The 18,158-nt window shown below is 71.5% G+C and carries 17 protein-coding genes; 12 read left to right on the forward strand and 5 right to left on the reverse strand.

The genetic code is table 11. From position 1 onward, the window contains the following. Positions 1–4: 4 nt before the first annotated feature. Entirely contained in the window at positions 5–1,810 is a 1,806-nt protein-coding gene (gene recN, locus H6726_24800) for a DNA repair protein RecN (protein ID MCB9660889.1), read from the reverse strand. A gap of 180 nt (positions 1,811–1,990) precedes the next feature. On the opposite strand from recN, the gene H6726_24805 reads away from it, so the two are divergent. Then, positions 1,991–2,695 (forward strand): hypothetical protein, encoded by a 705-nt coding sequence (locus tag H6726_24805; protein ID MCB9660890.1) that lies wholly within the window; start codon positions 1,991–1,993, stop codon positions 2,693–2,695. 107 nt (positions 2,696–2,802) lie between these two features. Continuing rightward, positions 2,803–4,044: a hypothetical protein gene (locus H6726_24810; protein ID MCB9660891.1), complete on the forward strand. Its 1,242-nt coding sequence runs from the start codon at positions 2,803–2,805 to the stop codon at positions 4,042–4,044. Between the two features lie 75 nt (positions 4,045–4,119). Here the strand turns inward: H6726_24810 and H6726_24815 are convergent, their stop codons facing one another. Beyond that, positions 4,120–4,425, reverse strand: a complete 306-nt coding sequence (locus tag H6726_24815) for a TerB family tellurite resistance protein (protein ID MCB9660892.1) — start codon at positions 4,423–4,425, stop codon at positions 4,120–4,122. A gap of 153 nt (positions 4,426–4,578) precedes the next feature. On the opposite strand from H6726_24815, the gene H6726_24820 reads away from it, so the two are divergent. The 8 genes from H6726_24820 (at position 4,579) to cydB (ending at position 12,444) form a co-directional block, all read left to right on the forward strand. Further along, the gene (locus H6726_24820) at positions 4,579–5,298 is read left to right on the forward strand and encodes a hypothetical protein (GenBank protein MCB9660893.1); all 720 of its coding nucleotides are present in this window, start codon (positions 4,579–4,581) and stop codon (positions 5,296–5,298) included. Positions 5,299–5,412: 114 nt separating this feature from the next. After that, entirely contained in the window at positions 5,413–6,807 is a 1,395-nt protein-coding gene (locus tag H6726_24825; protein MCB9660894.1) for a hypothetical protein, read from the forward strand. A 72-nt stretch (positions 6,808–6,879) separates the two neighbouring features. Beyond that, positions 6,880–7,425 carry a hypothetical protein gene (locus tag H6726_24830; protein ID MCB9660895.1) on the forward strand — a complete coding sequence of 182 codons (546 nt, stop codon included), beginning with the start codon at positions 6,880–6,882 and terminating at the stop codon, positions 7,423–7,425. 41 nt (positions 7,426–7,466) lie between these two features. Then, entirely contained in the window at positions 7,467–8,837 is a 1,371-nt protein-coding gene (locus tag H6726_24835) for a sensor histidine kinase (GenBank protein MCB9660896.1), read from the forward strand. Beyond that, on the forward strand, positions 8,834–9,463 hold the full coding sequence (locus tag H6726_24840) for a response regulator transcription factor (GenBank protein MCB9660897.1): 630 nt from the start codon (positions 8,834–8,836) through the stop codon (positions 9,461–9,463). The genes H6726_24835 and H6726_24840 overlap by 4 nt, the downstream gene beginning before the upstream one ends. Before the next feature lie 113 nt (positions 9,464–9,576). Further along, positions 9,577–9,978 (forward strand): hypothetical protein, encoded by a 402-nt coding sequence (locus tag H6726_24845; protein ID MCB9660898.1) that lies wholly within the window; start codon positions 9,577–9,579, stop codon positions 9,976–9,978. A gap of 46 nt (positions 9,979–10,024) precedes the next feature. Then, complete coding sequence (locus H6726_24850) at positions 10,025–11,368, forward strand: cytochrome ubiquinol oxidase subunit I (protein ID MCB9660899.1); 1,344 nt, start codon at positions 10,025–10,027, stop codon at positions 11,366–11,368. Next, positions 11,368–12,444, forward strand: a complete 1,077-nt coding sequence (gene cydB, locus H6726_24855; GenBank protein ID MCB9660900.1) for a cytochrome d ubiquinol oxidase subunit II — start codon at positions 11,368–11,370, stop codon at positions 12,442–12,444. Before H6726_24850 ends, cydB begins: the two co-directional genes overlap by 1 nt. Before the next feature lie 46 nt (positions 12,445–12,490). Here the strand turns inward: cydB and H6726_24860 are convergent, their stop codons facing one another. Both H6726_24860 and H6726_24865 read right to left on the reverse strand, forming a co-directional pair. Further along, positions 12,491–13,234: a hypothetical protein gene (locus tag H6726_24860; protein MCB9660901.1), complete on the reverse strand. Its 744-nt coding sequence runs from the start codon at positions 13,232–13,234 to the stop codon at positions 12,491–12,493. A gap of 121 nt (positions 13,235–13,355) precedes the next feature. Then, on the reverse strand, positions 13,356–14,399 hold the full coding sequence (locus tag H6726_24865; protein ID MCB9660902.1) for an NAD-dependent epimerase/dehydratase family protein: 1,044 nt from the start codon (positions 14,397–14,399) through the stop codon (positions 13,356–13,358). A gap of 118 nt (positions 14,400–14,517) precedes the next feature. Between H6726_24865 and H6726_24870 the strand changes: the two genes are divergently transcribed. Together H6726_24870 and H6726_24875 are read left to right on the forward strand one after the other, a co-directional pair. Further along, complete coding sequence (locus H6726_24870; protein ID MCB9660903.1) at positions 14,518–15,396, forward strand: EamA family transporter; 879 nt, start codon at positions 14,518–14,520, stop codon at positions 15,394–15,396. Between the two features lie 192 nt (positions 15,397–15,588). Next, entirely contained in the window at positions 15,589–16,959 is a 1,371-nt protein-coding gene (locus H6726_24875) for a tetratricopeptide repeat protein (protein MCB9660904.1), read from the forward strand. Positions 16,960–17,317: 358 nt separating this feature from the next. Here H6726_24875 and H6726_24880 read toward each other — a convergent pair whose 3' ends face one another. After that, entirely contained in the window at positions 17,318–18,106 is a 789-nt protein-coding gene (locus H6726_24880) for a DUF3592 domain-containing protein (protein MCB9660905.1), read from the reverse strand. Between the last annotated feature and the right edge of the window lie 52 nt (positions 18,107–18,158).

Consider the following 18,158-nt stretch of genomic DNA (forward strand, 5'->3'; position numbering starts at 1 on the left):
GGCCTCAGGCGGCGGACTTACCCTTGCCGCTCTTGGCGGACGACTTGCCAGCCTTGGGGCTCTTCTCGGGCTTGTCGGTGGGCGCGCCTTCGCCACCTGCGCCCGGCCGGACCGCGCCACGCATCATGTCCTCGGCCGCCGCGCGCGTGGCGGCCGTGACGGTGAGCCCGCCGAGCATGCGGGCCACCTCTTCCAGGCGCTCGCCCTCGGCCAGCTTGGACACGCGGCTGTGGGTGCGCTCGCCGACCACCTCCTTGTGCACGCGGAAGTGCGTGTCGCCATAGACCGCGATCTGCGCGAGGTGCGTGATGCACAGCACCTGGCTGTGCGCGGCCACGTCCCCCAACTTCTGGCCGATGACCTCGGCCACCGCGCCGCCCACGCCCGAGTCCACCTCGTCGAACACGTAGAGGCCCGCCGGGCCCACGCCCGCCAGCACGCGCTTGATGGCGAGCATGGCGCGCGAGAGCTCGCCGCCGCTCGCGACCTTGGCCAGCGGGCGCGCCGCCTCGCCGCGGTTGGGTGCGATGAGGAACTCGGCCCGGTCGATGCCCGTAGGCGACAGCCGCGCGCCTTCGATCTCGAGCTCGCCGCCGCGGCCCTCGAGGGGCTGCACGTCCACCTCGACCGCCGCGTCGCCCATGCCGAGCGAGGCCAGCTCCGCGCTGATGGACGCGCTGAGCTTGGAGGCGGCCTTTTTCCGGCCCTCGCGCAGGCGCAGCGCGATCTTCGCGGCTGCCTCGCGCGCCACCTCGCGGGCGTGCTCGGCCGTGCTGAGCGCGGCCTCGAAGTCGTCCAGGTCGGCCAGCTCCACCGCGACCTTGGCGCGCAGGGCGATGACGTCCGCCAACGTGCCCCCGTACTTGCGCTTGAGGCGCGCCAGGCGGTCCGCCCGCTCTTCCACCTGCGCGAGACGCGCGGGGTCGACGTTGATGCCCCGCGCGTAGCGACCCAGCTCGGAGGCAGCGTCCTCCAGCTGGGTCTGAGCGGCCTCCACCTGATCGGCGATGGCGTTCAGCCGCGCGTCGTAGACCGCGCCGCCGCGCAGGTCCGAGACGACACGGGCCACCTTCTCGCACACGGCCTTGTCCGCCGAGTACAGCACGTGCTCCGCGCCGCCGGCGACGCCCGACAGCTTCTCGGCGTGACGCAGCACGCCGCGCTCGGCCAGCAGCTCCTCCTCTTCGTCCGCGCGCGGCGCGAGGTCGTCGATCTCCTTCAGCTGGAAGCGCAGCAAGTCCTCCCGCTGCCCACGGTCGCGATGACGCGCGACGAGGTCCTGCACGCGGGCGTCCGCGTCGGCGAAGGCGCGGTGGGCCTCCGTGATGGACTCGAGGTCCGCCTCGAGCCCCGCGAACGCGTCGAGGTAGCCGAGGTGGGTCCGCGCGTCGACCAGCGTGTGGTACTGGTGCTGCGAGGAGATGTCCGCGAGGCCGCTGGTGACCTGGGCGAGCTGGCTGGCGGTGGCCATCTGCCCGTTGACGAACGCGCGCGTGCGGCCGTTGGCCTGGATGACGCGACGGATGACCAGCTCGGGCTCGTCGTCCTCCACCTCGATGCCCGCCTCCACCATGCGCGCGCGCGCCGCTGGGTCACGCGAGATGTCGAACAGGGCCTCCACCTCGGCCTGCTCGGCCCCGGTGCGCACCACGTCCGGCCGTGCCTTGCCCCCGAGCACCAGCTGCAAGGCGCTGACGAGGATGGACTTGCCGGCCCCCGTCTCGCCGGTGAAGACGTTCAGGCCGGACCCGAGCTCGACCTCGAGCTCGTCGATGATGGCGAAGTTCCGAACACGCACGCACGTGAGCATGGGTGGAGAGGTAGCACGGGCCTGTGACGGAACCAGGGTGGCCAGGGCCGGTGTGTGGCGCTGTGGGCGTTTCACGGTGTGACGTTCTCCGTTGGGCAAGGGGCCTCGGGAGCCGCTATCTTCGGCAGACCCATGCGTCGCTTGCGCACCCCCCGGTCAGTTTTTCGCGTGCTGTCCGTCATGGCGCTCTCGCTGGCTCTGGCGATCGTCACGGGGGTGCCCCACGCCCTCGGCGAGCGCCCCGTGAATCCCATGGAGCCGGGGACGGACGGAGCCCAGCGACGTAACGCGGGCCCCGCGCTGCCGGCCGAGCCGCCCCCGAGCGCCTGCAGCCCGAGCGAGGACGCCCTCGCGGCCCTGCGCCTGAACACCGCGCGGCTCGCGCGCCAGCGCACCCCGCGCCCTTGGACGCGCGCCGAGAACATGCTGGTCAGCATCGACGCCCTGTGCGAGGCGGCGCGCACGTCGTGGGCCACGTGCCCCGACGCCGTGCGGACGCCCGGTCGTGCCGCAGCGGCGTCCTGCTCGCGGGCCACGGAGCACCTGTGGCAGGCCATTCAGCAGGAAGACGACATCCGCGAGGGGCGCAGGGAGCTGCGCCGCTTGTCGGACGAAGAGGAGGGTCGGGACTACTACTTCCTCCTGGGTCAGTACGAGGACCGGCAGATGGGCGCCTTGGAAGCGTTGCCCGCCACGCTCGATACGTTCGCCCAGCGCCTCGGCGAGTTCTCCGCCACCCGCGACGCGAGCGACCCCGCCACGCAGGCCGCGCTGCAGCCGGCGTTGCTCGCCCTGCAGGCGGCGCACGAGCAGCTGCGCCGCCTGAACGTGGACATCCAACGCGCCATCGCACCTCCGCCTCGACGCGCCGCCCGCGGCCGCTGAGCGCGAAGCGGCGCAGCGTCGGTCTTCACCGTGGACCGCGTCGCCACGATCCGAGATACGCTGTGGCTCGGACCGCGGGCACACCGCCTCGGCAGGGAGTCCTCGACATGACCTCGACCGCTCGCCCCCACGCCCTCCTCTGCGCGCTGTCCCCCGAGCTGCAGCGGATGATCGAGCGCGCGGACCTGGCCTGCGGTGGCGGAGCCATGCTCTACGCGGGCTTTCGGCATCACTGCATCCAGGGCTGCACCGACGCTGCGGGCGTGTCCCCTGTACGTGCGACGCACTGCGACTGCGCCACGGCGCGCCTCCGCGTATCCGACCCCAGCGACGGCGGCAGCCTTCTACCGCGAGAATCTGCTCTCGGGCACGGAGACGGCGCGGGGACGCGAGGTCATCGAGAGCATCGCCGAGGCGTGCAGCGCAGCGGCGGCGGCCCCGTGACGCCCCCGGCGGGCGCACCGCGAGCGTGCGCCGCAGGGCGCGTACGTCGCAGCGCGCTGACTTGGGGCGCGCTCTGCGGTGCGCTGCTCTCATGTGACGCCGCAGAAGCCCCGCTCCCGCCGCGCGCGTGGCTGGTGACACGGGCCACCATCGCCCTCGAAGCAGGTCCCATGGGCACGGCCGGGCTCGACCTGGACGGAATCGACTCCGACGGCACGGCGCCAGCGGATGGCTCGGGGTGTGCGCACACGGACGTCGTCGGGACCATGGGCGAGACCGGTGTGGACGCGCAGCTCGTCGTGCTCGGCGGCGTGATCCAGCTGTTCGGCTTCGGAGACATCAACGCGACGCTGCAGCAGACCATCAACGACGGGGGCTTGAGCGTCCTGGTCGAGCTGGACGACCTCCACAGCCTCGACGACGACCCGCGCGTCACGGTGCGCGCCTTCCGGGGCGACGGCCCCGTGGCCATCGGCACCGACGGCTTCGCCGAGCCGGGGCAGTCGTTCGACGTGCGCAGCGACACGGACGTGTCGGTGGGTTCGGGAGCCATCGAGCGCGGCGTGCTGCGCTTCGGTCCGCTGCCCAGCTTGACCCTCCCGCTGCGCTTCGCGATGACCCGCGGTGACGTGCGACTCACCGAAGTGCAGGGGCGCTTCACGCTGCGCGAGGATGGCAGCGCGACGGGCATGCTGGGCGGCGTGGTGCCCGTGGAGGACATCCAGGCCCTGGTGGTGCAGGCCATCGCGGACGGGGGCGGCACGGGCGACGCGTCGCTGCTGCCGATCTTGGAGCGGGCCCTACGGGGCGTCGCCGACACCCACCTCGACGCCGAGACGATGCGCTGCACGGGGATCACGGCGGGGATCGAGGTCGACGCGGTCGAGGCCTTCGTGTTGCGCTGAGCTGCGCAGCCCCTACACGTGGCCGACACGGGCACCCTCCCGAGCGGCGCCGGGCCGCTCGGGACGTCGTGGACCTCAGACGTCGAGCGCGGCCGCGAGCTCCTGGATCTCACGCAGCTCGTGCGGGCTCAGCCTTCCGTCCACCAGCGCAACCTCCGCCAGCCTGTCCATCAGCGCGGCGCGCGTCTCCGCGGGGAGCCCTCGCGCCGCCTCGACGGCAGCGTCCATTCCGTCCAGCAGCAGCACCTGCTCGCTCTCGGCGACGTCGAGCCGCAGCTCCTCCATGATCTGGAGCAGTCGCGCCTTCTCGGTGTCCGCCATGATGCCGTCCGCCACCAGGACCTTGGCCACGAGCAGGGCAGTGATCATTCGCTCTTCCATGGGCACCTCCACGACGCGGGACCACCGCCCGACGCCGCCCCTCTGTACCACACGGGCGCAGCAAAGGAGGCACCTCTCACGCAAGAAGTCACGTGGAATGCACGGGGCTGCGCCACCAGCCAAGGAACGCGGAAGGACCCGGGTCTGTGCGCCATGTCCTACCGCGACGCCCTCCCCGTCCTGGCCGCCCGCGAACGCGCGCTGCAACGTGAACTCGAGACGCTCGACGCCCAGCTGGCCGCCCACGACGCACACGTCGCGCGCTCCGCCCGCATCCGTCGCGAGCTCGAGGCGCTGGGGCCGCAGCTGGATCACGCGCGCGTGCGTCGTGCGTTGCCGCTGCTGAGCCAGCTGCGCGTGGCCAGCCCGTGCCGCGAGTCGTGGGAGGGGATGCAGGGGGACGACCGCGTCCGGCACTGCGGCAAGTGCGACAAGAACGTGTACAACCTCTCGGCGCTGGAGCCCCACCAGGCAGAGGCTCTCTTGCGCGAGCGGGAGGGCGAGCTGTGCGTCCGCTTCTACCGGCGCGCCGACGGAACGGTCATGACCTCGGACTGCCCGACGGGGAGCGGGAAGCGGCGGTTGAAGCGGCTCGCGGTGGCCGCCACCCTGACCGTCAGCGCCGCGGCTGGTGTGGGCGCCTACTCGACCGCCACGATGGGTGAGCCGTGCGAGGTGATGGGGACCATGCCGATGGAGGTCGTCCAGGGAGGCATCGGATCCTACACACCGCCGCCCGTCGACGAGCCGCCCGTGAGGGTGGAGTCCGTGGACCTCCCCGTGATCACGCTCGACCCGTCGCCTCCCCCCACACCCGCGCGCGTCGAGGTCCCGCCGCGTGTGCCGGTGCGGGTGCCCGTACCTGGCCGGTGATCCCACGGCGCAAGCGCCCTCGAGCGGGTCGGTCGCGCGCGCTCTGCTGCTCGCCCGCGGGCCGAGCTCGTCACTGATTCGGCAATCACCCGTGCACCACGTACAATGCGCGCCATGCCGCGTCCCCCCCGTGTCCTCGATGCCCTCGCCGTGACGTGGGTGACGTTCCACCTCGGTGCTCTGTCGGTGGGCTGCTACCAACACCACGTCGTCGAGGCCGAGAGCGATGCGTCCGTCCTCGACGACCACGGGACGGAGGGCCCCAGCGACGGGGCCACGCCCGACGCCGACGCGAGCGCGCCAGATGCGTCGACCGAAGACGCCGACGTACCCCTGGACGCCCAGGTGCGTGACGCCGACGTGCCAGACGCTGGCCCCCGGGACGCTGCCGCGGCGGACGTGGGCGCGCAGGACGTGGGCACGCAGGACATGGGCACGCGAGACGTTGGCACCGACATGGGCGCCGACGTCGACACCGGCCCCGCGTGCATGCCATCTCCCGAGGTGTGCGGGACCCTCGTCGACGAGGACTGTGATGGCTCTGTCGACGAGGTGGTCGAACGGATCGCCTGCGGGCTCGGCCAGTGCGTACGGAGCGCGGAGAGCTGCGACGAGAGCACCCCCGCGCAGTGCGTCCCTCTCCCTGCTGGGCTCGAGCGATGCGGCACCGGCGTCGACGAAGACTGCGATGGAACCATCGACGAGGTGGTCGAGCAGGTGACGTGCGGCGTTGGCCTGTGCGTCGCCCAGGGCGAGAGCTGCGACGTCGCCCTACCCGCCGAGTGCACCCCATTGCCCCCCCAGGAGGAGGTGTGCAATGGGCTCGACGACGACTGCGACGGAACCATCGACGTGATCGACCGGGGCGCAGACGGCGTCCCGGACTGCCTGAACATCGTCTTGCTGGGGCGCTCGGGCTCGCAGGTGTCGGGCACGTTCGAGCAGTGGATCCGCACGAACGGCGCGAGCAGCCGTCGCGTGCTGACGGACGCGGCGCAGGTGCTCACCGCGGAGGTGATCGCTGACGCAGACATCATCATCCTGGACCAGCTGCAGCGCACCTACGGCGCGGACGAGGCGGCGGTGCTGGAGGCGTGGGTGCGCGCGGGTGGAGGCTTGATGGCCGTCACCGGGCACTACAACCAGCCGCCGACGGTGGACCGCGCCAACTCCTTGCTGACCAACCTCGGCCTCGCGTTCGTGTTCCAGCTGCCGGTCATCAACAGCGACGCCACGCGCTTCGAAGACCACCCAGCGGTCGAGCGCGTGCGCACCGTGCCCGTGATCGGGGGTTTCCCCGTGGTCACGACCTCCCCGACGGCGCTGATCGTGGGGAGTGACACCGCCAACCGCGCGCTGATCGGCGTGAACGAAGTCGACCTTGGGCGCGTGTACCTGTTCGCCGACGAGTGGGTGATGTTCGACAGCCAGTGGAACATGCTGGCGGACGACCTGCGACGCTTCTGGTCCAGCGCGCTCCGCTGGCTGGGGCAGACCCGCTCCCCCTGACCTCACGAGTCGGACCCAAACATTGGTTTGGAGCCATTGAGGAAGGCCTGACGCGCCTGTCAGGCTGCCCCCATGGACCACCGCCTGCTGCCCCTCCTCGCCCTCTTCGCGCTCTACCCCCTCGCGGCCTGTGAGGCCGAGGAGGACCCCGAACAGGAGGCGTCCGACATCCAGCACCACATCCAAGACGAGCTCGTGGGGGAGATCGACGCGATCAGCGCCGACACCTCCGCGCTCGAGATGTACCTGTGCCGCCGCGGGGATCTGGCGGACGGCGTGTTCTCGCTGCGCTCGTTCGAGGGGCGCCTGTGTGAGAGCAACTACGTGGACGGGCTCCAGCTGGTGGGGGGCGCGGCCCTGCTGATCTGCTGGGAGGGCGACCACGAGGACTTCCAGGACTCGCACTGCGCGGAGAACGCCCTCGACGAGTACGGCCTCGACGACTACGACCGCGACGCGGTGGTGCAGCAGATGTCGATCATCATCAACGAGCTCGTCGAACAGAGCGGCGCAGGTGGGAACCCCGCGTACGCCACCGCGAAGCTGTTGTTCTGCAGCATCCCGCGCTCGCTCTTCGGCTCAGCTGCCACGGTCTACGACCTCTGGTGCGACAGCTGATCAACGAACCGCGCAATCCGCGGTACGCTCGCCGGGCCACTGTGAGCTCGCGCCTCGATTCCCTCGTCCCGCCGCTGTTTCGCCCCGTCCCGCCGCAGTCCGCGCAGGACGAGGCCACCTTCGACGACTACGCCGCGACACTGGCGCGCCAGCTGGGGCTCATGGCCTGCGCCGTGATGGTCTTCTTCACGCTGGCCTGGTGGCCGCTGGATCTGGTGGTCATTCCGAGGGCCGAGCACGTACCTGTGTTCGCCGCGCTGCGCTGGCGCGCGCTCTTCGTCGTCCTCACCGGGGTGCTCGTCTTCGGCGTCGCGAAGCCCGCCGGAGACGCCGCGCTGCTGGCGGCGACCGTGACGTACGCGGCCTTCTCGGGCGCCATCGGCTACTCCCTCGGAGCGGCCGGGCCCGAGGGGCTCCAGTGGTTCGCCAACGCTGCCATCGCGATCATCCCTGTCGCGTTCATCCCGCTGCGCCTGCGGGCCCGGGTCGTCGCGTCGAGCCTGGTCAGCGGCACGCTCGTGGGCGGGTACGTCCTGTCCAACGCGGATACCCTCTCGACCCCGGGTTTCGCGAGCCAGGTGAGCTTCCAGGTGTTCGCCGTGCTGCTGTCCATCGCCGTGGGAGAGCTGTGGCTACGCGTCACGCGTCACGCGTTCTTCCAGCAGCTGGCGACGCAGCGCGCGAACGCCGAGCTGGCCGCCATGACGGACTCCCTGAGCGACCTGGTGCGCGAGCGTACGAGCGAACTGCAGGCCCTGGCGCAGCACCTCTCGTCCGTGCAGGAGTCCACGCTGCGGCGCATCGCGCGCGACCTGCACGACGACCTGGGGCAGAGCATGACGGCCATGCGCTACGCGCTCTCACGCCTCTCGGCTCGTGCGCAGCGCAACAGCGGCGAGCCCCTCGACCTCTTGCTGGCGGACCTGGCAGCGCTCTTGGACGGGTCGACGCAGTCGCTGCGCACCGTGGTGGCCAGCCTGAGCCCGCGCATCCTGGAAGACCACGGGCTCGAGGCCGCCGCCGAGTGGCTGTGTGAGCGCGTCACGGAGAACACGGGGGTGCCCTGCGTGCTGGAGTCGCGCGCCGCGGCGGGGCACAGCTTCGAGAGCCTGGCCCCGCAGGTCGCGCTCACCATGTTCCGCGCGCTCCAGGAGACCACCAACAACGCGCTCAAGCACAGCGGCGCCACGTCCATCCACGTCGCGCTCGCGCTCACGAGTGACGACGTGACTCTGGCCGTCACGGACGACGGGCGCGGCTACGACGCGCAGGCGGACACGCTCGGGTTCGGCATCAAGGGTCTGCGGGAGCGGGTCCACGAGCTGAACGGCGAGCTGCGCCTGGACGCGGAGCCGGGCGGTGGGCTGAAGGTGCTGGTGCGCGTCCCGTACGAGAGCGAGGCTATGTCATGATCCGTGTCTTCATCGCCGACGATCACGCCATGGTGCGCATGGGTATGCGCCAAGTGCTGCACGAGCTGGGCGGCTTCGAGGTGGTCGGCGAGGCCAGCAACGGACGCGAGGTGCTCAACAGCCCGCTCGTGGACACGTGCGACGTGGTGGTGCTGGACCTCTCGCTGCCGCGCGTGACGGGCACGGAGGTCCTGCGGCGCCTGCACGCACGGCGGCCGCAGCTCCCCATCGTGGTCCACTCCATGTACCCCGAGGAGCAGCTCGGGAAGCGAAGCATCGCGGCTGGGGCCGTGGCCTACGTCAGCAAGGAGAAGCCGCCCGAGGCGCTGGTGGAGGCCATCCGCCGCGCGGTGTCGACGCCACGCTACGAGCTCATGCAGCACGCCGCGAGCGACGTGGCACGCGGGAGCGCGCCACACGACGAGCTGACCCCGCGCGAGCACCAGGTGTTCATGCGGCTGCTGGCCGGGGCGACCGTCGCCGAGATCGCGGCGGAGCTGAACGTGCACTCCTGCACGGTGAGCAACCACTTCGCGAAGATCCGCGGCAAGCTCGGCGTGCAGAGCATCGCGGACCTCGTGCGCTACGCCTACGGCGCGGGGCTGATCGAGGCCGAGCCCCGCTGAGCGCCCTTGCCACGCGGGCCTCCTGTTCGGCGGCTGATCGTGGGCCTCGGCGCCCCCTCAACAAATGTTGAGGTCCATTTCCGCGGGGGGGCGCCGCCGCTAGCGTGCTCCGCATGAACACAAACGACACCCTCCCCTCTCTCCTTCGTCGAGCCTTCGCCACCGCCGCGGCGGCGCTCACGGCGCTCGCCGTCCTGGCCGCTGTCCCTGGATGCGGCGACGAGGACCTGCGCGGCGTGAACCAGGCCGCCGAGAGCGCCTGCGAGGCGGCCTGCGACGCGAGCGTTGCGGCCTGCCCTGCGGCCGACGACGAGACCTGCCGCACCCTGTGCAGCGCCTACGGCATCACGGTCGACGCGGGCACGGCATGTGAGACGGCCTTCCTCGCCTGGCAGGCATGCGTCGAGAACCAGTCCTACGAGTGCACGACGTTCGACGGGACCACGTACGCCGTGCCCGAGGACCTCGACGCCTGCGACGCCGAGTCCACCGCGCACGACGACGCCTGCAACTGACATCGTCGGGCTGGCTTTCGAGACCAGCCGCCCCCAAGCTCTCGGCATGGACGCGCTCGCCGCCCACCGCTTCCAGTTCGCGTTCACCGTCACGTACCACTACCTGTTCCCGCAGCTCACCATGGGCCTTGCGCTGCTGGTGGTGGTGCTGAAGGCCATCGGGCTGCGCAGCGGGGCGGGCCCCCGCGCGACCTTGGCCAACGAGGCCGCGCGCTTCTGGATCCGGGTCTTCGCGCTCACCTTCGTGATGGGTGTGGTCACGGGCATCCCCCTCGAGTTCCAGTTCGGCACCAACTGGGCGCGCTTCAGCACGGCGGCCGGCGGGGTCATCTCGCAGACGCTGGCCATGGAGGGCATCTTCGCGTTCGTGCTGGAGTCCGCCTTCCTGGGCCTCCTGGTGTACGGGGAGCAGCGCCTGGGCCCGCGCGGTCACTTCGTCGCCGCGCTGATGGTGTGCGTGGGTACGTGGCTGAGCGGCTGGTTCATCGTCGTGACCAACGCGTTCATGCAGCACCCGGTGGGCTACGAGCTGCTCCCCGACGGGTCGCTGCGCCTCGCGAGCCTGACCGCGTACCTGACCAACCCGTGGGCCTTCGTCCAGTACGCCCACACCATGGTCGGGTCGGTCATCACCGCGGCCTTCGTGATGAGCGGCGTGGGCGCCTACTACACCCTCATGGACCAGCACCGCGAGCACGCGGCGCTCTTCCTCCGCGTGGGCGTCATCGCCGGGGTCGTCGCTTCCGTGGCGAGCGCCATGCCGACGGGCGACCTGCAGGCGCGGCTGGTGGCCGAGCACAAGCCCATCAGCTTTGCGGCCATGGAGGGGCACTTCGAGACCGAGGATGGCGCGGGGCTGGTGCTGGTCGGGCAGCCCAACATGGACACGCTGCACCTCGACAACCCCATCGTGCTGCCCCGCGTGCTGTCCATCATGACGCATCAGCGGTGGAGCGCGCGCATCGAGGGCCTGCGCGAGTACCCGCGCGAGGAGTGGCCCGACAACGTCCCCCTGCTCTACTACGCGTACCACGTGATGGTGGGGCTGGGGACGCTGTTCATGGCGCTCATGGGCGGCGCGGCGTTCCTCCTCTGGCGCCGCCGGCTGAGCGAGACGCGGCCCGTGCTGACCGCGCTGATGCTGGCGACCCCCTTCCCCTTCATCGCGAACACCGCGGGCTGGATGACCGCCGAGCTGGGTCGGCAGCCGTGGCTGCTGCATGGGCTCATGCACACGCGCGACGGAACCTCGCTCGCGGTCTCGGAGGGCAACGTGCTCTTCACGCTGCTGGGCTTCATGGGGCTCTACGCGCTGCTGTCGCTGGTGTTCGTCCTCACGCTGCAGCGCATCGTGCAGCAGGGCCCGTCGCCCACGGAGGAGGCGCACTGATGCTGGAGCTCACCTGGTTCGCGCTGACTGCGCTCCCGCTGATCGCCTACACGGTCCTGGATGGCTTCGACCTGGGCGTGGGCATGCTGCACCACCGCGTCGCACGCACGGACGACGAGCGACGCGCCGTGCTGCGCTCCATCGGGCCGGTGTGGGACGGCAACGAGGTCTGGCTGGTGGTCGCCGGGGCCACGCTGTACCTCGCGTTCCCCGTGGTGTTCGGCGTCGCCTTCAGCGGCTTCTACCTGCCGCTCACCTTGGTGCTGTGGCTGCTCACCTTCCGCGCCCTCGGCATCGAGCTGCGGCACTTGCTGCCCCATCCGCTCTTCAGCGCGCTCTGGGACGCGTCGTTCGCGGGCGCGAGCGGGCTCCTGACCTTCGCGCTGGGGGCAGCCCTGGGCAACGTGGTGCGAGGGGTCTCGCTGGACTCGGAGGGTCAGTTCTTCGCCCCGTTGTGGACGAGCGTGTGGTGGCCGGCGCCTGGCACCGAAGGGCAGGTGGGCGTGGTCGACGCGTACACGGCGCTGTGCGGACTGAGCGCGGTGGCGGTGCTCGCGCTGCACGGGGCGCTGTGGCTCGCGCACCGCGTGGACGGGGTCGTTGGGGAGCGAGCGCGGGCCGACGCCCCCAAGCTGCTGCGCGCCGCGGGCCTGCTGGTCACGCTGCTGACGGGAGCGACGCTGTATGTGCAGCCCAACCTGCTGCACAACCTGAGCGCGCGCCCCATCGGGCTCGTCGCGCCGCTGGGTGGACTGGGCGCCCTGGGCATGCTCGCCGCGGCGATTCGCAAAGGGCGCTTCCGGCGAGCGTTCCGCGCGTCGGCGGCGTTCATCACGGCCCTCCTGGCGAGCGCGGCCTACGCCATCTTCCCGTATGTGCTCCCGGCCCGCGAGGCGGCGCGGGGGCTGACCGTGCACGCGGCCGCGAACCACGCGGACGCGCTGGTCACCGCGCTGTATTGGTGGGTGCCAGGCGCCCTGCTCGGCGCGGCCTACTGCGTGTTCGCGTATCGCAGCTTGCCAGCACCGCGCCCCGACGTGCCGCTGGCTTCGGCCCCCACGGCGGGCGCGGACTGACGCCCTGGTGCGCGCCTCGCCGTCCGAGAGGCGCGGCCGCACGCGCTCAACGCACGCCGGGCACGGGCGCGCCGCGGATGAACGCGCCCAGCTCGCCCTGGTCCGGGCCGACTTGGCCGCGCCGGGTGTAGCGCCACTTCACGTACCAGGGGCCCACCTGCGTGACGACCAGGTACGTCGAGCGCGCCACCGCCACCACGAAGCGGTCGGGCCCCATCGCCAAGATGCGCGCGTCGCCGGCTTCACCCGGGCCGCTGCTGAGCATGAACATGGCCTCCGTCATGCTGGACGCCTCGCCCACCTGGAGCAGCGTCTCTCCCTCCAGCACGAGGCTCGGGAACTCGCCGGCGGTGGTTCGCCACGTGCCCTGCCCCGTCGTGGGTGCGGCGCTCAGGTCGATGGCGCGCGCCGCGTCGTCGAACTCCGCGCGTAGCGAGTCGACCGCCCCAGGGTGCCGACCCGCGACCGGATACACGTACATCGTGATGTTGGAGCCCGTCGCGTCGACGTAGTTCGCGCTGCAGTCCAGCTGCTCTCCGTCGTAGCAGTGGGTGCGCTCCAGCCGGAAGCCCGCGAGGCTCTCGGGGTAGGACGTCGCCGACGCCTGATGCACCCAGGCGATGCGCCCCGGGGCCGCCACAGTGTCTCCACCGGCCCCCTCGCTGACCTCCGCGGCGATGGGTGGCGTGGACCCGGACGCAGCGGAGCCTCCGCACCCCACGCCCGCCGCGCCGAGCAGCAGCCACCCCCACGCCCACCTCGACGAACCCCAGCAGCTCTTGTGCGTCATGCGCTCGACGCTACACCCGGGACCCTCGAGGCGTCACGCCCTTCGTCGTGGTCTCCCGTGCTCGGCGGGCCGGACGGGCAGCCATCGCGGCAGACCTGGGTCGACCCGCGGAGGGCGCCGGTCAGCGTTTCTTGCGCTTCGCGAGCGAGCGCCCGGCCTGGAACCACGCCACCGCGTCGGCGATGCCATCGTCGATGGAGGTCGGCGCGTAGCCCAGCTCCTCACGCGCCTTGGTGATGTCGAAGTAGATGTAGTTGTCGACCATGAACTTGATGCCCCGCTCGACGAAGACGGGCTTCTGCTTGGTGACGCTCGAGAGGGCCTCGTTGAGCCGGCCCATCGTCGCCATGACCCCCTTGGTGCGGCCGGTGATGGCGTGCTTGGCCGGGGTGCCACCCGTGGCGCGGGCGATGCGCGCGGACAGGTCCTGGAACGTGATGTTCTCGGGGCCGCCCAGGATGTAGCGCTGACCGGGGCGCCCGTGGAGCGCGGCCAGCCAGTGACCGCGGGCCAGGTCCTTCACGTTCACGAAGTTGGCCCCGCCGCCAAAGTACGCCGGGTTCTCCTCGTCCACCCACACGCGCACCATCTCGCCCGTGGGCGTGGGCCGGATGTCGGCGTCACCGATGGGGAACGTGGGCAGGCACGCCACCACGGGCAGGCCCTCCATGTTGAAGCGCATCGCCTCCAGCTCGGCGATGTACTTGCTGTGGATGTAGTCGTCGGCGGTGGCCCAGCTGTTGTACTGCGTGGTCTCGTCGGCGGGCTCCTCTCCCGGGCGCACGCCCACGGCGGCGATGGAGCTGGTCTTGATCACGCGCTGCACACCGGCACCCTTGGCGGCCTCCATGAGGTGGACGGTGCCCTCCACGTTCACCTCGAACATGCGCTCGGCGCGCGGCAGCCAGTAGTCGAAGATGGCCGCCAGGTGAAAGACCGTGTCGCAGCCGGCGACGGCGCGCGCGAGGGACGGCGGGTCCATCAGGTCCCCGTAGACGCGCTCCACGTCCAGCCCCTCGAGGTTCTGCACGGGAGACCCCGGCTCGATCAGGACGCGCACCTTCGCGCCCTCCGAGAGCGCCACGCGCACCACGTGCGACCCGATGAACCCCGCGCCCCCGGTGACGAGGACGTTGCGGGGGGTGTGTGACTGAGCGTTCGGCATCGGCGGACCATCAACCAATCCGAGCAGCCGCGCAACACGCTCGCGAGCGGGCGCGACGCGCACTCGACGGCGCCGACGGCGTTCGACCGCGGCTCGGCGGTGCCGCACAGTGCGCCCCATGCTGCCGGCCAAGATCTTGGTGACCATCGTGCTCATGGGCTCCATCCCCATGTGGATCCGCATGGTGCAGGGCAGCCCGGCCGAGATCGGGGCCGTGCGCCTGACGTGGGGCCTCGCGCTGACCCTGCTCTTCATGCGCCGGCGCATCGACTTCCGCGCCATCGTGCGCGGCAGCAAGGACGCGAACGTGCCCGCCTACGTGCTGCCCATCATCGGGCTGTTCTTCGGGGCGCACTGGTTCCTGTACTTCGAGTCCATCCAGCTCAGCAGCGCCAGCTTGGGGATCCTCGCGCTCAGCACCTACGGCGTGCACGTGACGTGGATGGGCGCGGTGTTCTCGTCGCGGCCCACCACCGGGCGCGACTGGGTCGCCGTGCTGTGCTCCGCAGCGGGCGCCTGGGTGGCGGCCCCTCCCTACGACCCCAGCGGCCACGCGTTCCTGGGCTTCGTGCTGGGGATGCTCAGCGCCGTGTTCTACGCAGCGCTGCCCTTGCTGCACCAGCGCGCACAGGGGCTCTCGCTGCCCACCCGCAGCACGGCGCAGTTCTTCTTCGCGTGGCTCGTGTTCGTGCCCGTCGCCAGCGCGCAGCCGTGGGCCCTCGATACCCGCTCGTGGGTGGCCCTCACCGTGCTGGGCGTGCTGTGCACCTTCGTCGCGCACAACCTGTGGATCGAGGTCACCACCGCCGTGCGCCCCGCCACCTCGGGCGTGCTCTACTACCTCGCCATCCCCGTCACGATGGTGCTGGACACCTTCGTGCTGAACAACCCGCCCGCCCTCGGCCAGTGGGCCGGCGCCGCCCTCGTCTTGGCCGGCAACGGGTTCGCCTGGTGGACCGCCATCCAGCGTCGCACCCCCACCGACGCGTTGGGGTAGCGGCACGGCGTCGCACCCCCACCGACGCGTTGGGGCAGCGGCACGGCGTCGCACCCCCACCGACGCGTTGGGGTAGCGGCACGGCCTCGAACACCCACCGCGTTCGCGTAGCGGCACGGCGTCGACCACCGGGCGGGCGCGCGTGGCGGCACGGCCTCGACCACCCGCCGCGCCGCGCGTAGCATCGCGGCCATGAGAAGCGTGTCCAAGCCCTGGTCCCTTTCCATGTTCGCCCTGCTCGCAGCCTGCGGCTCGGGTGACGCTGCTGCCCCCGCAGCACCGACGCCGAGTGCGCCCGCCGCGCCGACGGCGACGGCCCCAACGGCTCCGGCCGAGCCGAGCGGCCAGCCGCCCAGCTCCGGCGCTCCCAGCAGCACGCGCGTCGGGGCTGCCGTCGACCGCGCCGCAGCGGCCGCGGCGCGCCAGCACCCGGAGGCTCGCGAACGCAGCCGTCAGGTGCGCACCGCCCTCCGCGCCGGCCGCGCGGCCGCGCAGGCAGGGCAGCACCAAGCAGCGCTCCCCCACTTCGAGCAGGCCCTCGCGCTGGCCCCCTCCGACGAGCGCCTGCTGTGCGAGACGGGCTTCGTGGCGTATCGCGCTGGCGACCTGGACCGGGCCGCGCTCTTGGTCGGAAAGGCGCTGGAGCGCTTCGGCAACCCTCAGCAAGTGGCGGAGGCGATGCGCGTGCCGTTCGCCATGTGCCTGTACAACGCTGGGCGCGTGGCCGAGGATCGCGCCCACGCCGACGAAGCGCGCGAGCGCTACCGCACGTCCCTCATGCTGCGCGAGAACCGGATCGTGCGGGAGCGTCTCGAGGGCCTCGGCGCGGCCGCCGCTGCTCCCGCCGCACGCGCCTCGGGGACGGCCTCCCTGGATGCGCTGGTCGCGCGACTGCGCGAGGTCCGCTGTGGAGCCTCGGACGCGGACGAGGAAGGCGGGACGTGCGACGTCGAGGTCGAGCAGCAGGTGTCTGGGGGCTCCGCCGAGCTCAGCGAAGCGGCGCTCGTCCGCGTCGTCACGGGAGACTTGGGCTCCGAGACCTACCTCGAGCTCGCGCTGCGTGGCCGCGACGGATGGCACGCCGCGGGCACCGTCCTCTACGTCTACAACCCCGGCGCGTTCGGCATCTCCGAAGAGGGGGAGGTCGGCGAGCTCGAGTTCACCGCGCTCGTCCCGGGCGGCCCCTCGGCCCTGCGTGTGGACATCAGCCACAACCGCAGCGACGCGGACATTGGCATCAACGAGGCCGAGTTCACGTCCGACACGTCCACCGTGCTGTGTGGCGCCGTGGACGGCGCGCCGCGCTGCGTGCGCCTACCGCGCGAGCACGACTACACCCGCGAGGTGATGGAGGCCGGTGGCGAAGACGACGAGGAGCCACACGAGGGCCTGCCCATCCACGAGCGCTACGTCATCGACCTCGCCTTCCAGCCCGAGGCAGGCACTGTGACGTTGCAGGCGAGCGAGGGTGCCCTCCCCACCCAGCTCGCACGCTGGGCAGGGAGCCACCCCCTGCTGGATCTGCTGCGCTCTCCCGACCTCGCGCTCCACGTCGACCTCTGAGCGCATCCAGGACATCACCCGCGATCGCTCGTGCGTACCTGCTCACCACACGGCTCCTCGCCTGCGTCGACGGTGCCCCGTCGTCGGCGCGTCACACGCTCCGGTCGTCCGTGTCCTGACCTAGGAGGTACGTCATCGCCCGCGCCAGGATGCCGCCGCGCTTCGCGGCCAGCACGCGAATGAGTCCCACATAGAAGAAGCTGCGTCCGTCATCCATGCTCTGCCTACTTTCGTCGGGTGGAAGGCGCACGCAGGCCACGACGGCGACGTGCGCGGAGAGGCGCCGGTCCCCGAGACCGGCCTGACCCCCTCTTGATGCCGACGCGTGCGAAAGCGGCTCAAAAAAACTTTCGCGCCCTCAGCGGCGTCTGCGGCGCCGCCCGCGCCACGAGAGGTCGCCGGTAGCCTCGAGCGCGCTCGTCGCCGCGCTCGTGATGGGCCCCGGCGGGGCCTCGATGAGCACCTCTTCGCCCCCATCGAGCTTGAGCTTCAGCACGTCCGTGTCGAAGCGCCACGGAGGGTGCGCGCGTGCAGGCGGCAGCATGATGAGCACCGCCCGCTTGATGCTGCTGGTCGGCACGCGACGCTCCCCACGCACGCTGCGCAGGATCCACTCGTCGGGGCCCACGAGCTCGAAGCCGTGCAGCTCCGCCCGCGCCACGCGCAGCGTCCCGACCACACCAGCGCCGCAGAGCCCGAGGGTCAGCGCGCAGAGCAGCAGCGCAGCCACCTTGTTGCCCACCGGGTCGTTCACGAGCGTCGCACGCGCCGGCCGGTTCACCGCGGGGTCGTCCGGTAGGTAGATCACCTCGATACACTCGCCGCCCTGCGCCTGCTCCCACTCGCGCTGGGGCACGTCCGCCCACAGCCCGCTGCGCCCCGTCTCGTCCGAGTGCGTGTAGCGCGTGTTGGCCACCGAGAAGACGTACTGCAGCTCGAACACCCGTCGGCGCGCGCTGGCCATCATGCGCTGGTCGGTCACCTGGGCACACGCGCGTGCCGCTTCATGGGAGAGACGCCGCTCGTTGTGGAGCCCGCGCACCGCGAGATACCCGATGGGGAGCACCACGAGCAACGCACCCACCACCAGCCCCCACAGCCAGCCCCGCTGCTCTCTGGTGAGCGACGTCGCGTGTTGCTTCTCCATAGACCCTCCTTCGTGCTACGCGAGCGCCGCAACGAACGCAAGACTACCCCGC

This window comes from Sandaracinaceae bacterium (assembly GCA_020633055.1).
Taxonomy (GTDB): domain Bacteria; phylum Myxococcota_A; class Polyangia; order Polyangiales; family Houyiibacteriaceae; genus JADJJE01.

Excerpts from the sequence above, each read along its gene's own strand:
- recN (MCB9660889.1), bottom strand. The coding sequence starts at position 1,810 with ATGCTCACGTGCGTGCGTGTTCGGAACTTCGCCATCATCGACGAGCTC.
- H6726_24805 (MCB9660890.1), top strand. The coding sequence starts at position 1,991 with ATGGCGCTCTCGCTGGCTCTGGCGATCGTCACGGGGGTGCCCCACGCC.
- H6726_24810 (MCB9660891.1), top strand. The coding sequence starts at position 2,803 with ATGACCTCGACCGCTCGCCCCCACGCCCTCCTCTGCGCGCTGTCCCCC.
- H6726_24815 (MCB9660892.1), bottom strand. The coding sequence starts at position 4,425 with ATGGAAGAGCGAATGATCACTGCCCTGCTCGTGGCCAAGGTCCTGGTG.
- H6726_24820 (MCB9660893.1), top strand. The coding sequence starts at position 4,579 with ATGTCCTACCGCGACGCCCTCCCCGTCCTGGCCGCCCGCGAACGCGCG.
- H6726_24825 (MCB9660894.1), top strand. The coding sequence starts at position 5,413 with ATGCCGCGTCCCCCCCGTGTCCTCGATGCCCTCGCCGTGACGTGGGTG.
- H6726_24830 (MCB9660895.1), top strand. The coding sequence starts at position 6,880 with ATGGACCACCGCCTGCTGCCCCTCCTCGCCCTCTTCGCGCTCTACCCC.
- H6726_24840 (MCB9660897.1), top strand. The coding sequence starts at position 8,834 with ATGATCCGTGTCTTCATCGCCGACGATCACGCCATGGTGCGCATGGGT.
- H6726_24845 (MCB9660898.1), top strand. The coding sequence starts at position 9,577 with ATGAACACAAACGACACCCTCCCCTCTCTCCTTCGTCGAGCCTTCGCC.
- H6726_24850 (MCB9660899.1), top strand. The coding sequence starts at position 10,025 with ATGGACGCGCTCGCCGCCCACCGCTTCCAGTTCGCGTTCACCGTCACG.
- cydB (MCB9660900.1), top strand. The coding sequence starts at position 11,368 with ATGCTGGAGCTCACCTGGTTCGCGCTGACTGCGCTCCCGCTGATCGCC.
- H6726_24860 (MCB9660901.1), bottom strand. The coding sequence starts at position 13,234 with ATGACGCACAAGAGCTGCTGGGGTTCGTCGAGGTGGGCGTGGGGGTGG.
- H6726_24865 (MCB9660902.1), bottom strand. The coding sequence starts at position 14,399 with ATGCCGAACGCTCAGTCACACACCCCCCGCAACGTCCTCGTCACCGGG.
- H6726_24870 (MCB9660903.1), top strand. The coding sequence starts at position 14,518 with ATGCTGCCGGCCAAGATCTTGGTGACCATCGTGCTCATGGGCTCCATC.
- H6726_24875 (MCB9660904.1), top strand. The coding sequence starts at position 15,589 with ATGAGAAGCGTGTCCAAGCCCTGGTCCCTTTCCATGTTCGCCCTGCTC.
- H6726_24880 (MCB9660905.1), bottom strand. The coding sequence starts at position 18,106 with ATGGAGAAGCAACACGCGACGTCGCTCACCAGAGAGCAGCGGGGCTGG.